Source organism: Paenibacillus sp. J31R34 (assembly GCF_059383715.1).
The window spans coordinates 472539-488238 of sequence record NZ_JBXENU010000002.1; the positions used below are offsets into that span (position 1 = coordinate 472539).

Annotated in this window: 9 protein-coding genes; 1 reads left to right on the top strand and 8 read right to left on the bottom strand. The window is 39.2% G+C overall.

Translation table 11 applies throughout. From position 1 onward, the window contains the following. Window positions 1-161: 161 nt before the first annotated feature. The 8 genes from AC50YG_RS07445 to AC50YG_RS07480 form a co-directional block, all read right to left on the bottom strand. The gene (locus AC50YG_RS07445) at window positions 162-5417 is read right to left on the bottom strand and encodes a DEAD/DEAH box helicase (protein WP_494825848.1); all 5256 of its coding nucleotides are present in this window, start codon (window positions 5415-5417) and stop codon (window positions 162-164) included. Next, the gene (gene druD / locus AC50YG_RS07450; protein ID WP_494825849.1) at window positions 5417-6469 is read right to left on the bottom strand and encodes a Druantia-type antiviral defence protein DruD; all 1053 of its coding nucleotides are present in this window, start codon (window positions 6467-6469) and stop codon (window positions 5417-5419) included. Before druD ends, AC50YG_RS07445 begins: the two co-directional genes overlap by 1 nt. Next, on the bottom strand, window positions 6462-8426 hold the full coding sequence (locus AC50YG_RS07455; RefSeq protein WP_494825851.1) for a hypothetical protein: 1965 nt from the start codon (window positions 8424-8426) through the stop codon (window positions 6462-6464). The genes druD and AC50YG_RS07455 overlap by 8 nt, the downstream gene beginning before the upstream one ends. Further along, window positions 8410-10059 carry a hypothetical protein gene (locus tag AC50YG_RS07460; protein ID WP_494825852.1) on the bottom strand — a complete coding sequence of 550 codons (1650 nt, stop codon included), beginning with the start codon at window positions 10057-10059 and terminating at the stop codon, window positions 8410-8412. The genes AC50YG_RS07455 and AC50YG_RS07460 overlap by 17 nt, the downstream gene beginning before the upstream one ends. A 486-nt stretch (window positions 10060-10545) precedes the next feature. Further along, window positions 10546-12069 carry a 23S rRNA (uracil(1939)-C(5))-methyltransferase RlmD gene (gene rlmD, locus AC50YG_RS07465; protein ID WP_494825854.1) on the bottom strand — a complete coding sequence of 508 codons (1524 nt, stop codon included), beginning with the start codon at window positions 12067-12069 and terminating at the stop codon, window positions 10546-10548. A 153-nt stretch (window positions 12070-12222) separates the two neighbouring features. Further along, window positions 12223-13140: a diacylglycerol kinase gene (locus AC50YG_RS07470; protein WP_494825855.1), complete on the bottom strand. Its 918-nt coding sequence runs from the start codon at window positions 13138-13140 to the stop codon at window positions 12223-12225. 420 nt (window positions 13141-13560) lie between these two features. Beyond that, complete coding sequence (locus AC50YG_RS07475) at window positions 13561-14349, bottom strand: sirohydrochlorin chelatase (RefSeq protein ID WP_494825857.1); 789 nt, start codon at window positions 14347-14349, stop codon at window positions 13561-13563. A 13-nt stretch (window positions 14350-14362) separates the two neighbouring features. Further along, window positions 14363-14653 carry a YerC/YecD family TrpR-related protein gene (locus AC50YG_RS07480; protein ID WP_046231556.1) on the bottom strand — a complete coding sequence of 97 codons (291 nt, stop codon included), beginning with the start codon at window positions 14651-14653 and terminating at the stop codon, window positions 14363-14365. Between the two features lie 341 nt (window positions 14654-14994). Between AC50YG_RS07480 and AC50YG_RS07485 the strand changes: the two genes are divergently transcribed. After that, window positions 14995-15564, top strand: coding sequence for a tyrosine protein kinase (locus tag AC50YG_RS07485; protein ID WP_494825859.1), 570 nt, complete (start codon window positions 14995-14997; stop codon window positions 15562-15564). Window positions 15565-15700 lie beyond the last annotated feature (136 nt).

The following is a 15700-nucleotide window of genomic DNA, read 5'->3' on the forward strand; positions in this document are numbered from 1 at the left end:
CTTCATGTTTAGAGTTAATTCCGTGTAACAGGAAAAGCAGCGGTGCACCCTTCCTTCAAGTACCATCCGAGGTCACCATAAAGCCGTTATAAATCAAGATATAATGGCCTGCATGTCCAATAAGCCTTTTTACCGAATTACCAATATGGAGCAAGAAGTCATTAAACTTGATAAAGTTCTGATTGTTTTTGATTAACTAACTGATAATATGCTTCAGGCAGAGCTTTAGAAATCAGTCTATCTGAAATAGCAATTACGTTTTCAGGTATTGCTTCACATGTTTTACTCCACATGGATGGGTAGACATAGATCTTCATTCGAGATTCATTAACAACTATTAATGAATTATCATACACCTCTAGCTTTGAACCATTCAGTTCGATCAACTCTTTTAAAGGTTTAAATATTTCTAACTGTTCTTGTAGATTATACACATCAACTAAGCTACCATATTGCCCCCATTTGAGTAACTGCAAAGCAATATGTCTATCTAATTTATTTTGCACTCGCTGATTCCAAAAATGATTGAGACACTGATGACAGGATGAAGTACAATTACAATCACTTAAAATTTTTTTTGTTTCAATTAGTACATCATTTATCTTAGTAGCGACTTCAGAACTATAGCCCGCCCCACTTGATAAACTATCAAATAAATAGATATCAATAAACATATTGTCTGGTGCATAACGTAATCGATATCCACTTCTTATCTCATTAAATTCAACATCAAGTGTTCTTCCAGCAGCTAGCAACATAGCTTCAGAAAGAGTTAACGCCGCTGTTTTTATCCATAAATCATTAAGATCTGTATTAATTTGATTACTGTCTATTGCTATTTCAAATACAACCATATCTGTATTAAAATTATGACCTAGGACAACATTTTCTATATCATAATGTTTACACTTCTTATACGATCTGGGATGTTTGTATGGCATACCTGTAAACTCTTCATCCCCAGTTACTGCCGCCCCGCAATCCTTACAAACTTTAAACCCTTTTCCTTTAGGACCTTTGTTAAGTACAATAAGTGTCTGATCAGCGCGTTTAGCCACTTTAATATGTTCATAGTCTGTTGTAGTCATGTCGTCTTGGGCAGGTGTTGCAGAATAGCAAGGCACTTCTGCATAAGATAATTCATTCTCAGCTTCAGATTCCGGAATGCTTTTACCGTTAATCGGAGCAAACCCCCATGGTTTTAGCATATACTGGATTGAAATGTCGTGTCCTTTGCAAAATGGACATTCGCTTTGTTTTGGTTCATTTATTCCAAACCATCCACAAAAATCATTTTTACAATAATACAGATTTCTAAAGTACTCTCCATTTTCAAAATATGGTCTTGCTGGCCTCTCGTAATAATTAGCTTTAAATTTCGAATGAAAGTTATAGATTCCGCCGGACTTATACGTCTTTTTATTCACAACTAAAACACGCCCTGGGGCATATTCACTTATCGCCATATCTAATGATCGATCTGGCTTTTGATCAATTAAATTACCTTCATTGTTTTCAATATAAAAACCTACAACGTTTTTTGGAAATGAGTATGTAGGGAGCACACTCTCTTCGTATAGTACATCTAATAATGACTTATGATCTCCTTTTTCAGTAACATAATCAGTTGCGTTTCTTTTTACTTTTTCGCCGATATTATCAAGGGTTTCTTTTAGAAATTGCTTTAGATCTGACATATCTACAAAATCTACATTTGGCATAACAACGCTTAGTTCTGATTTAGTTTTATTGTAATCACTCAAAAATTCACAGAAACTTTGATGATATCTATTGAAATAGTTCTCAACTCCTAATTTATCAATTCCCTCATTAACATTAGACATATATTCTGTAAGTAAAATCATATTCATATGTCTGGAAATCAACTTTATATTATGAACATCAATCCATGGTTTCCTTACTTCTCCAGAAATAATCTTCTTCGGATGAAGAAAATAATAATTATCATGTGGTCCATTATCTGTGTATGTTACAATTGTTGAAATTGCTGAACTGCGTCTCCCAGCTCGGCCAGCTCTTTGTTGATAATTCTCACGCATAGGAGGAATATTTCGCAAACCAACTGCGGTCAAAGACCCTATATCAATACCTACCTCCATGGTTGTGGTACAACTTAATATATCCACAGATGATTCATTATTAATCTGAACATCTTGAAATCTCATTTCATAATCTTCTGTTGTCGACCACATTTTCTGACGTTGATCTTTATGGGATAACTGAGCTGTGTGTTCCTCGGTGTTGATACTTGTTATAAATTCTGTATGATTCTGTTTTAATATATCCAATACTGGCTTTCTCCAAAAATCAAAACGACGAAAATCTTCTTTACACATGACATCAACATGTCGACTCCCACAATGAGCACACTTTCCCCAAAGGGTAAGTGCAAATACTCCGGAACACTTCTTGCAATGATACCAATCATGCTCCTTATTATAAACTAAAGATATGACGTTTAAATTAAGATATTTATTTTCACTACCTTGTACTGTGGCTGTATACATCAACAAACACTTATAAATGACATCAATTTCATTTTGGGAATAGCCCCTCTCATTTAAAACTTTAGTTAAAGAGGAAGGTAGCTTAGAACTAGGAGAAATTCCAAACCTACCATAACTTGTGGGCCGAGCATTTTCTCTGACCTCATCACTTATTGTATCACCAAGGGCATAGCTGTCTTTCATGACAATATTAGTCCAAGAAGCAAATAGTTTTTCGAATTCATCCTTTGTCATTTTAATGTTATAATCTAACATTTCATCTTCGACATCATCCAGTTTATCCTGATTACAAGGTAGGATATAGCATAAACCAATATCACTAAGTGAACGATAACTACTACATAGTAGTTTTAATAATTGCTCGTCATAAAGTCCAGGTGTGGAATTGAAATCAGTCTTTAAAGACTCGTAATCCAATTTCCTGTTTCTTCGCCCAGCCTTAGTTAACTTTACTTTAATTTTATTCATATCTTCAATAAAGCTATTCTTTTGTTCACCATAAAATAATTGTAAATTATGCGATACTGCTACCTCCAAAAATGCCATATATAACAAATTCATAGTTGGCATCTTTTGTTTTTCATTTGCCCATTCTTCGAGGTTTTGTGCAGCTAAAACCATTGCTTTTCTAACTGCTTCATCATCTGCTGCCCTAGTTAGATCCTTTGCTAATACTGCCGCTCGCTGTCTGCTATCTGAAAACAACAGTACTTTTCTCCCTGCATTCGGTAGATTTCTAAGCAAATCCCCATCAAATATGGATGGCGGTTGTATAGTCAATTGTTCAGAGACCAAATTATAAAAACATTCATTACCTTTAGTCACAAAATCAGATGGATTGAGATGCGACTTCTCGCATTTAGGACAAAAATGATAAGTTAATTTCCCAGGTTTACCTTGAAATTCCTTGTTATTATATGCTACATGTAAAAATCCTTTTTGATTTGCATAGGTATCATTATCGAAAAACTTACCTGTCAATGCATTTAGCCACCCAACCTTTGTTTGTTTTGTTTGTTTATTAAATTCATTATTAGGAATAATATAAAAATGAACCTCTTTAAATGTATCATCGTATAATTCTCCTATCGAGTTCCAAACAAAATCAAGAGTTTTAGGATTTTGATACATATAACCTTTCAAAAATAATGCCCCGCATCGTCTGTCATTTATTATCTCATATACCTTACTTCCACAACATTCACAAGTATCATTTCGTTTCCCAAATAAAATTTTACCAAGTCCCAGTCCTTCGTAAGATCTCCCATCACTACAATTCGGATTGCTGCATGCATAGATTCCTTGAAGACCTCTAAACATCATATGAAGCCTTGCTGGAAATAAGATTTGATTATCTTTATTTTTAGCTAGTGGTGCTATTGCTAACAAAGTTTCCGTCGCTCTTCTGGCAACGTCTAGATCGTCGTTAGGAAAAGTATACCTAGCTAAATCATTATAAGAAATGGCGTTTCCCCTGCATGCCTTCATTATTTCAATCATAGGTTTAAACTTATTTAAAAATAAATACAACCAATTTTGAGCCTCAGAATAATTAATAAATTGGTTTAAACTTGGCTCTAGCATTAATTGCGCAAAATCTTTGATGGCCTTAAGCTTGCTATCCTCATCTCTTAAAAAGGGATTAATATCAATATCAGCAAGTTGGGCAGTTGTTGTTTCTATCGAATTATTATAAGTTAATTCTTGTTGTTTTCCGTAAATGATATCAAACGTAGATTTACATTCATCTTGTGCTGTTAAATTATTTGAGAACTCTCTAATATTCGCCTCAGCATCAGCAGGAACACTAGCACTCGTTAATATAAATCTAACTCTATCTCTTGATATATTTAGTTTGTGTAGCAATCTTCTGATCAATAAAGCTACTTCACCACCAGAAGCCCCTCTGTACATATGCGCTTCGTCAATAATAATTAGCAATTTGTTCTCTTTAGATAAATTTAGCCAAGACTTTGTATTATTCCATATACTTTGCTCAATCGGCCTTATTAGCATATATTCAAGCATCGAGTAGTTAGTTATAAGTATATCAGGACATAATTGTTGCATTTCTTGTCTTGTTATAAGTTCTGCATCTTGATCATTTGTAATATGATTTCCATTTTTGAGACTATCAATATATTCCTTTAGATTATATTTTGATGGATATTTCCCAATGTCTATCAACTTTTGTTTTATTACACTATCTCTGTTCAACAAATTTTTCTCGAGAGTCTCTGCAAGATCATCATTATTTGTTTTATCATTTCCTCCTGGATAAGGGGTACGACCTGTATACATACCAAACTGAGGGATACGCAACTTATTATCTTTAGTATGATTATGAAACACATCTCTGAATTTTCCCATATCATCACCAATCATTCTTCGAAGACGACCAAGTTGGTCAGAAACGAGAGCATTCATGGGATATAACATAAGCGCTCTCACTCCCCTTTGTTTCCAAGAGTTAGAATTGGTGATTGCCTCATTAACAATGCTGCTCACCATAGGCCACATAAAGCATTCAGTTTTACCTGAACCCGTCCCTGTAGTAATAAATAAATCTCTACCACTATAAAAACTTTCAAGAGCATCCACCTGATGTTTAAATGGATGTCGAAAGACTCCCAAGTTTTTTTCAGACATTCCAATTAATACTTTTTTAGGTGAGTTTGGAATATTCGCTCTTTCTATTCCTCTCTCCATTACTTTATAAGCTGGATTAGCTTCGATATAAGGCTCTTGAAATAATACTCCTTGCTTCTCGAGAACTTCACTACTAGCATTAAGTAAGAGCCTATTCTCACCTAAGTATTGTGCTCTAATATAGTCCATGAGTTTCTTTTTTAATGCATTATGTGTGCCGTATACAGTGTACTTATCCATCAATTGACCTCCTCTAGTTTCATGTTAAGGTTGCTTAATAATATCGCTATAAAGCTCCACGTCATACTATCGTATAATAAATAACGTTTATCACTTATATTATCTTTTGGCCATCCTAGCAGTAATAGTAGGTTCTCTTCTTTTAACGGTAATCCATTTGATAGACGTAATTCAACAATGTTTTGTTTAACATACCTCTTATACTTGGCTTTCACCGGAATTCCAGCACTGCTCTTTAGGGCATACATAAATCTTCTAACCTCATACTGTTCAACTAAATATTCGTTTATTTGACTTGTATAAAAATTTCCGTTGATCTTTTGAATAAATCCGTAGTCCTTATTACCTTTCATATATAAGGAATTCCTATAAACAGTTATATCTCTATCTATTAATCTATATTCTTGTTCCCAGCTCTTTGAAAAACTCTTTAAACTGTACTTATCAAAAATCTCAGCATTAACTTCATTTCGTTTTGTCCACTTTATAAACTTAAAATAATCATTTAAAATGATATCGCTTTTTATATTTTTTAATCCATAGAATAGAAATAAATCAACAAAATCTTGATGTGATTGACCAATATCCAAATCTCCTACCTGTATCAAACCATTCATTTTAAACAATTGCCTATTCTCTATCCCTCTTATAATTTTAGATCTCCCTTCTACTAAACATGTTTGAAAGGTTGGCAATGCTAAATCAGTCTTAAAGCCTACATTCACTATCTCTCCTCCTTCATATAACCTATCTCTTAATATTTCCACAGGACAGAGTGAAGATTCAGATGGATAAAACCACTTTTTCGTTTCAGGGTAAAGTTCAATCATTTCATTTAGGAATATTTTAGATTTATTCATTATATAATGTTTACTTCTTCCAACTTTTTTAGTTGATAGCTCTAAAATATCTTTATCTAATATGGAGTATCTTAGCCACATAGATAATGCTGAGTAAATTACTCTTGCAAAGTATCGACTATCTTGCTCATTAGGAATCTTTTCGATTTTTAAATCATCAGCTATACGTCTTATTATTATAAATTTATTCATCCAAGTTTTCCTCAATTGCCGATTTAAGCATTTTTAATATCAATGCACTAAAATCTTGTTCTTCCACGTATTCCATCAACCTTATAGAACTCCCAGTACTTTCGCACAACATCTTAATGGTGAACATTACAATATCATATAAAGCATTATGTGAATCTAGTTGATCGACTACGCTCATTACTTCAGCCAACTTTATTCGAGCTACTTTGCTTAGACTATGTATTTTATTTAAGGAGTTAATTCGTCTCATATTTCTTCTGATTTTATCCATATCAGTTACTACATTAAATATCGTAAAATCTGTTTGCGCCTTTATTAATTCACTGGAATCTTTCAAATAATCAATTAGTGGATCTATATCAATCATCAACATGTAATCCATAAGACATTTAGGTAATAAATTAATGTGTTCTGATGAATCCATAGAAAATAATAAAATGTGCTCCTTATTCTCTTTCAACAATGGCAAGTATACACCTTCAGAGATACTTGTTACGACGTTTTCAATTAACACAACTTTACTCAAAGACATATTTACTGTATTTATTAACTCATTACAGTCATCAAACCCAGGAGGAAGGGAAATAATTTCAGCATTCGATCCACTAATAATATAAGACAAAGCATCTGCTATTTTCCTTGTATTATATCCAACTAAAAGCAAACTTAATTGATTAACTATAGAACCATATATATACTGTGCTAGGTCATTAGAATATTCACTTCTAATACCACAAATTTGTAAATTATCAGATAAATCATCAATAAAAAATAATCTATCTTTTATTAATTCCTCTTCGTTTTTTGAATTTTCACTTTCAACTATACGCAGTTTACTTTCATATTTTTTAGTTCCTCCCTCGAAGCCTATTCCACGTAGAAAGTCCTGCATTTTAATTACAATCCCTTTGCCTTCATCACCTAATAAATCAATCATATTTTCCAAATCAAGTTTTTGGTTACTTAATGAAGCTAGCTCTAATTCAAGATTGCCCTTCGTTGATAACAGATTTTCTAGAGAGGCTTGAATCTTTTCTTTATTCCAAACTAGCTCATTATTATTTTCTAACCACTCCTCTTTAATTTTAATAAAGTATTCCTCCCTATTAATTCCTAATTTATTTTTCAAGTCTTTCACTAAGTTTATACACTTTATGTTTTCCTCCTTCTGTACTTCTAATTCATTTTTAAGTAAAGTTATTCTGTCTTTATCTTTACTATTTTCCCTGATCACTCTTTCTATTTTATTAATATTATCCATCTCTAACTGCTTAAATTCTTCATCTTTACGTGATAATATCTCTTCAAATCTCATTTTAGAATCCTCGAAAAGACTTTCTAACATTTTCAACTGATTTTTATTGTTTTTAATTTCACGTTCATATTCATCTTTTAAAATTTGTATTTTCATCTCATAATTTTGAGTAATTTCATTAGTTACCTCTACCTTTATTCTTTTGAGGTTAGCAACCTGATTAAAATCATTATTTAAATATTCTCTTTGTGCTTCTGTTAAATTTAGATCAACCATTTTAAAATATACATAAACTTTATAAGAATCATCAAATTTATTATCTAGTAATACATTTGTTAACTCTATAAAATTAACTATATTATTATCTTTAACTTTTTCTCTAACAAGTACAGCAGATTCAATTTGTTCAGTTATAATCATGTCGATTTTTTGCGTAAAATTTATAATCAATTGCTCTAAATAGTTCGCAAGCATTATATTATTCGAATTGTAAATAGCCCTATAGTATATTTCTTGTAATTTTTTTAAAGTTAATTTATCAGGGCGAAATCCATTATAGTATCCTCGAAATTTTTTTTCATTGTTCTTGATGACTTCAGAAGTCTTACTATTAGGAAATAATGAGATGATAAATTCAAATTCCTCCTTTGAATAGTTATTTTTATATTTTTCAATCAGAGACTCACTATTTCTTGTTGTCATAAGACTCTCCATCCTTTAATAGATATAGTAGTTCTTTTAATATCTTGTAAGCCTCAATCGGCATTTTATTTGTCACTATATATGTATTTAATGTTCTTTTTAATCTAAATTGTTTAACCAAGATGTTCATTATAAATTTAATCCAAGGAGGCGTCGCAATAAAAGGGGGAGTTAACTTCATTAATTGAGTGTTTAATTTTTCATAATTCACTTCATTCTCTTCGAAAGTATGTTCTAAGAATCTTATCAGAGTGACACTGCGTCCATCAGTTATGGCAGTAATTTCATCTCCTAGGGACAATTCTCGAAGAACAATGGGGTTAGAATCGCTAATTTTAAATTTTTCAATACGATTTCCTCGTTTATGAATAATGTAACATCGGCTATCGGAAATAACGTTCACTATTTTTTTTATAGGTAATTTACACAAAAAATCTTCTTCCATATTATTATTTTCAATGTCACTAATATGAATCAAGTTTTCATAAGTTTTTACTCTATCATTAAATTTACGAACTAAAACACTACTTGAGTTGTATTTTTCATTTATTGTTATAGCAACGTCTTCATAATGAAATTCATTAATTATCAATAATTTTACTCCTTCATTTATTTCCTCTCCCTTAATTTTTTTATATTCTGCTCCTTTATGAAGAAATACACTAGACAATTGTAGATCGTCGCTTTTTAATAAAAACAAATTCTCATCATTTCCAATGCATTCAACATAATTATCTCTGAGTACAACAGGTGGCCATATTGGTATTAAAGAAGTCGGTCTTAATAGTAAACTAACTTTGAAATGGTCCCTGCAAAATTTGTATAATACTTTGAATTGATAGTCATTCTGTGGCCGGAATTTAATTTTATAAATGCTATAATCGGAAAATTCACCGTTATTACTTAAGGAAACATTTCCAAGAAAGCTTCTCTCTATCTCACTACGTCTGTTCAATATATCCTCATTCCTACACAGGAAAAGGTATTCCATATCTGTAGTGATCTCATCATTTATGTTTATTTTTCTACCACCGTTCTCGTTAGAAGTGAATATCGCTCCATCCTTTAGTAATCCTTCCACGTGATTTCCCCATTTGGGCGTTATTATTTTTTCATATTGCGAAAGAGAATAATAAATAGTATAACGGGAGGAAATATAATTTATTTTTTTGAACATCGTTTTAAAAACAGAAAAGTTTGAATTGTTGACGAAATAACTAACTTTTTCATTATATAAGTTTGATTTATCGGAACTTTCAATCATTATTTTCAACTTATCTACTTCAGCTCTGTTAATGATTGTATTGTCTAATTTATGAAACCCAACACACAATTCATACTGTCCATTTTGAATATCCCTTAGATACATCGGAAGTCCTAATCTTTCATTTAATGAGTTATAGAATTGAGTTGTGCTTCTCAGTTCACAATTTTTTGTTGTTTCATTTTTTTTAGCATGTTTAAAATATGATTTGAGTTCATATCTTCTTACAAAGGCGACATACTCACCGCATTCGGGGCAAACAAATTTCTCTGCCCCAGAACCAACTGTTGTATAGTAGGAAATTTCCGCCATTTTTACTGTAATAGTTCGTTGACTTCCTAATGCGTGGTTTTCTTTTGCTACATCCAAGCCTCCCACTCCTTATTATCCAATATTATAAGTTTAATCATGGGACTTGTACCCAATAATCCTTTGAGATTCTGTTATGACTTAATAATACAACATAGATCAAAATACATCATCAATATATATCCATAATTAGATTAAATTCGACAAAAGCTTCTATTTGATCTTTTGATATTTCTTAATGAGTACCTGAAGAAACTTGAAATAGCATGTAAATATTGAATCAAATAAAAATCCCCAAACGAAATAGGGAAATGGAAAAATGGAGACGAGAAAACTCGGCTTCATTTTTCCATTTCCCTATTTCTATTTTTTCAAATCTTTATTTAATTTCAACTCTTTATTGGGAGTTTAGACTGCTCCCTTGCTAACAACACACAGCACTCCACATGCCATGTGCATGAAAAGAATATAATGTTCCCACACTCAACCTCACGACATTTTTTTGAATGCGGGAACATATTATTGTTCCTCTTTTTCCCAAGTCCATCAATGCTTTTGATCCCGATATATCCTTACCACGCACTCCACATGTGTCGTCCACGGAAACATATCCACCGGCTGCACCTCAACCGTCCGATACCCGCCATCCTCCAACATCCGCAAATCCCTTGCCAAGGTCGACGGATTACAACTCACATAAACAACTCTCTCCGGCTGCATCGCCAGAATCGTCTCCAGCAGCTCAGGATCGCAGCCTTTGCGCGGCGGATCGACGACGATGACGTCGGGCACAATGCCGCCCTCCTCGCGCCAGCGCGGAATGACGACCTCGGCAGGTCCTGCCTCGAACGTCGCATTCCCAATACCATTCAGCTCCGCATTACGCTTCGCATCCTCAATCGCCTCCGGCACGATCTCCACGCCGTACACGCGCCCCGCTTGCCGCGCCAGAAACAGCGATATCGTCCCGATCCCGCAATAAGCGTCAATGACGGACTCCATCCCGGTCAGCGCCGCATATTCCACCGCTTTGCGGTACAAGGCCACCGTCTGCAGCGGGTTCACCTGATAAAACGATCTCGCCGATATTGCAAAGCGAATGCCGTCCAACTCATCATAAATAACATCGCTGCCCCACAGCACCTTCGTCTCATTGCCAAAAATCACATTCGTGTTCCGCTCATTCACATTTTGAACGATGCTCGTCACACCTGGCAGCTCCTCACGAATGCGCTCCACCCAGCGCTCAGCCTGCGGGAGCTTGCGTCCATTCGTCACGAGCACGACCATCATTTCGCCCGTTACAAAGCCCGTACGCGCCATCACATGGCGCAGTACGCCGCGTCCGCTCTCCTCATCATAGCCAGTTGCACCTAGCTCGCGGCCAATCGCCTTCACTGCCCGCACGATTTCATCATTGCGGTCATGCTGAATCAGGCAATCGTCCATATCTATAATCCGATGGCTGCCACGCGCATAAAAACCAGCAATCAGCTTACTCTCCGCACCATGACCGTCTGTCATCATGCCAATCGGTACCTGCGCCTTATTCCGATAGCGCCAAGGCTCGTCCATCCCAATCGTCGGATGCACAATAACAGCTGCTTCCGCCGCTCGATTTTCCGCCGATCCGCCTGCCTGTGCCTTCTCCGCTTCCCCAGCCACACTCAGCTTCCCGATCCGCACCAGATTATCCACCACATGCTGGCGTTTCCAGCTCAGCTGGGCGTCATATTCCATATGCTGAAGCTGGCAGCCTCCGCATTGCTTGTAAATATCGCATGGCGGCTCGACGCGATCATCGCTCGCGACCAGCAGCTCTTGCAAGCGCGCATAGCCATACTGCTTCTTCGTCTTCATGACCTTCGCGCGCACGCGCTCACCAGGGAGTGCGCCCTGCACAAAAAGGGTATAGCCCTCCGCGCGGCCTACCCCTTCCCCGTCATGCGTCAGTCCGATAATATCGAGGACGACCTCTTCATTTTTGCTTACCGGCACATTTTCCGGTGGCTTCGACTGGGAATTGCTGCGCCCACGTCCGCCGCCACCTCTGTTATTCCTTCTGTTCATTGCTCTACCCGCTCCGCTCTATATCGCCATTAACGCAAGCAGGCCGCTAAGCGGCCAACTTTCTGCTCTTATTCTTTTTCACAAAATGACTCGCCATCATACACGAATCCCTGATCTATCCTATCCACTTCACGCTCACATAAATCCATTATACTACCGATAGGTCGACTCGCCCATCTCATCGGCAAAAATTCGCAAATGCGAAGGCAGCACCGAGAACGTAAACGGCAGCTTGCCGCCGTACTCGCCGTCGAGATTAATCTGCACGTAGTCTGGGGTCGTGACCTTCATCTCATTCGTGCGGAAATGGATAATATGCGGATCATTCATATGCTCCCCGCGCAGCGCGAGCGACACGAGGCGGATAAACTCCGGCAAATTGCATTTTCGCAGCAAAATCACGTCAAACAATCCATCGTCGAGCTTCGAGTCTGGAGCCAGCTTCTCAAATCCGCCAACCGAATTGCTGTTGCAGATGAGAAAAAGCATAAATTCCTCATGAAAATCGCCAACGCCTGCGGCCTGGATTTTCAGCTCGGTCGGGCTGAGGCGCGTCATTTTCTCCATGCCCTTCATATAATACGCCAGCTGCCCAATCATCGTCTTGAGCTTGCTCGGCACATCATACGTCAGCTCCGTCATCGAACCGCCACCGGCAATATTGATAAAATAACGCTCATTCGCCTTGCCGACATCAATCGGGCGCGTATACTGCTGAATGATCAGATCGACCGCATATTCCCAATGCTTCGGAATGCCAAGCGCCCGCGCGAAATCATTCGTCGTCCCGAGCGGCAAAATGCCCAGCGGCGGCAAATTCGGCTTTTCCGCCAGCCCATTAATAACCTCATACAGCGTTCCGTCGCCGCCCGCCGCAATAATCAGGTCATAGCCGCGCTCCGCGGCCTCGGCAGCCGCAAGCGTCGCATCGCCCTCGCCTATCGTCGCGTGGCAGCTGGTCTCGATGCCGGCGCGCTCCAGCCGCTGCAAAATATCTGGAAGCCTGCGCTTCATTTCTTCCCTGCCGGAAGAAGGATTATAGATTAATCTTGCTCTTTTATATGCTGACATCAGCGTGACCTCCAAGCCATTTGCAATTTCTCATGTGTCGGCAGGCCTACCTATCGCCTTCGCGCATGCTTCATTCGTATCTTGCTTTCCACCTTCAACCTTCAACTATCCACGTTCCACTATTATACGTTTACCCGCCTACCCGGGTGTTCATTTCATTTACCAACTATTTATTTTACTCCAACTTTGCGTTATTTCACTCAAATTTCGCGCCTTTCGAACCAATTCACTTCAAAGCGCTTTATAGCACTTCACTATATTTCAATACAATCCAATTCGATTCAATCCACTGCACTTCAATGCACTTCAATGCACCTCAATGCACTTCAATTCACTATACTGCACTTTATTTCAATCCAATCCACTATACTTCATTACACTTCAATTCGTTTCAATTCCATTAACTTCCATCCATTCCGTCTATTCCGTCCGTCCCAGCCCCGCCAGCCAATCCACCATATTCCGCACCAGCCAACGCTCAATCGCCGGGTCAGGCAGCATCGGCCTTCCGTTATAGCGATAGTCCAGTCCCGACAAGCGCTCAGGAATGACCTCATTCGTGAAATAGCCGTTGCTCAAAAATAACGGCACAACGATAACCGCTTCCTCCGGCCGTTCCACCTGCATGCCCTTCAACCGCTCAGCGGCCTGATCTGGCAGCAGCATAGCCGTTTCCGCGCGCGCGAAACCGCCCAGCTCGCGTATACGACCAGCTAGCGCATCGAGGCCCTGCTGCCAGCGCTCATGAAACACCGGCTCCTTGCTGCCGTGGCCAATTAATAGCAGCGCTTCGCGGCTCGGGTCCGCGCTAAGCGGCTTCAAATTTTCCAGCAGCAGCTCCGCAATTTCTGGATCATCATTAATCGGCATCCCCATATGAACGTTTGCGTTCACCCGAAAAATGCCCAGATCGCCCTCAAAATCCGAGATCGGCGCAAAGCCAAAAGCCTGTCCAATCTCATCGATATGCGTACTGCCTGATGAAATAAACAGCGGCAGCACATACAGCTCCGTTACGCCCTGTGCCTCCAGCTCGTCAATGCCGTCCTGAATAAGCCGGCCCTCTACAATTTCAAGAAAAGACGAATACACGGGCACCTCGGCCCGCTGCATCGTCTCTGTTGCCCGTTCTACTGCTTCATCTACAAGCCGCACCCACTGCGCATCGCGCGAGCCGTGGCTTATAACGAGAATACCGGGTTTTGTCATGGCTTTCACGCACCTACCGTCCTAAACGTTCTAAAGCCATTTTATACCCGTCGTTGCCATAATTCAAACAGCGCTTCACCCGCGAGATTGTAGCCGTGCTCGCGCCTGTCTCCGCTTCAATCTGATTGTACGTGCTGCCCTTGCCGAGCATACGCGCTACCTCCAGACGCTGCGACAGCGACTGAATTTCATTGACCGTGCACAAATCATCAAAAAACACATAACATTCCTCAACGGATTTTAAAGTTAGGATGGCCTCAAACAATTGATCTACTGCTTTATCGTTCAGCTTTTTGAGCTGCATATTCTTCACTCCTCTAGTCTTCGAACCGGACTTCCAATGCTCACATTGTAGCTTTTTTAACCGTTTTTTTCAAGCATTACCGTATTCACGCTTTACAGAACAGAAGAGAAAATGAGGGACATCTGCCGTTATTTTTCTGCAGGACCCGTGACATTCGTCCAATCCTTACGTTTGCCTATGCCATAGACTAATACCAAGTGTACACCGCTTCACCGCCGCTCTGGCGGAGGAGCCCGCGCTTCACTAGGACCGCTTTGCACAACGCTCCTCGTCTCCCACGGGCAGAGCATTCCACCATGAGGCGCGGCGATTCGACTATAAAAAATAAAAGGGTGATCAGCGTGAACTATCGCAATAATCCCGGCGGCTATCCCCAATATCCCCGCTACCCGCATGCTCAGCAGCCGCAGCAATTCCAGCATCGCAGCAGCCTCCAAGGGCAGAGCCAGCTCAGCCCCGCCGTTAACCATAAGGCCAGCGTATCCGGCTTACTGAATGAAAATGCGATCCCAGAGTTCCAGCCGCCGCTTCAATCGGTTCAAGCCGTACAGCCGGAATCCCAAACCATCGTCCCCGCTACCGCAGCCGAGCTTGCCGAATCCGTAGCACCTGCCAAAGGCGGCGCATTCTCGCTCGCGAATTTAGGAGAGATTAAAGGCTTCGTCGACCGTATAGGCGGCATTGATGGGATTTTGTCCACCGTGACGAAGGTTCAGAAGGTCATGAGCAGCGTATCCCAGATGGCTCCGCTTGTGAAGGTGATCATGGGCTCCTTTGGGAAAAAAGGGGCCGAGGACGACGCCACCGATGACGTGGAGGAGTTCGTCCCTAAACGCAGGCGCCGCAAATCCGGCAGCGGCTCAGCCACAGGCCCCGCTAACCGCAGACGCAGAAGAAAGCGCCGGCGCTAAGCCCCAGGCAGCGGAGAGCAGCGCCGCAAACTCGGCCTGCCTCCGCAGCAACAAAAGCGCGGTAACCGGCGCGCTTTCCTTCCCTTCTGCCAGCAGCAAGCCTTGCTGGCAGAAGCTCTATTTTTCACCGTCCCCC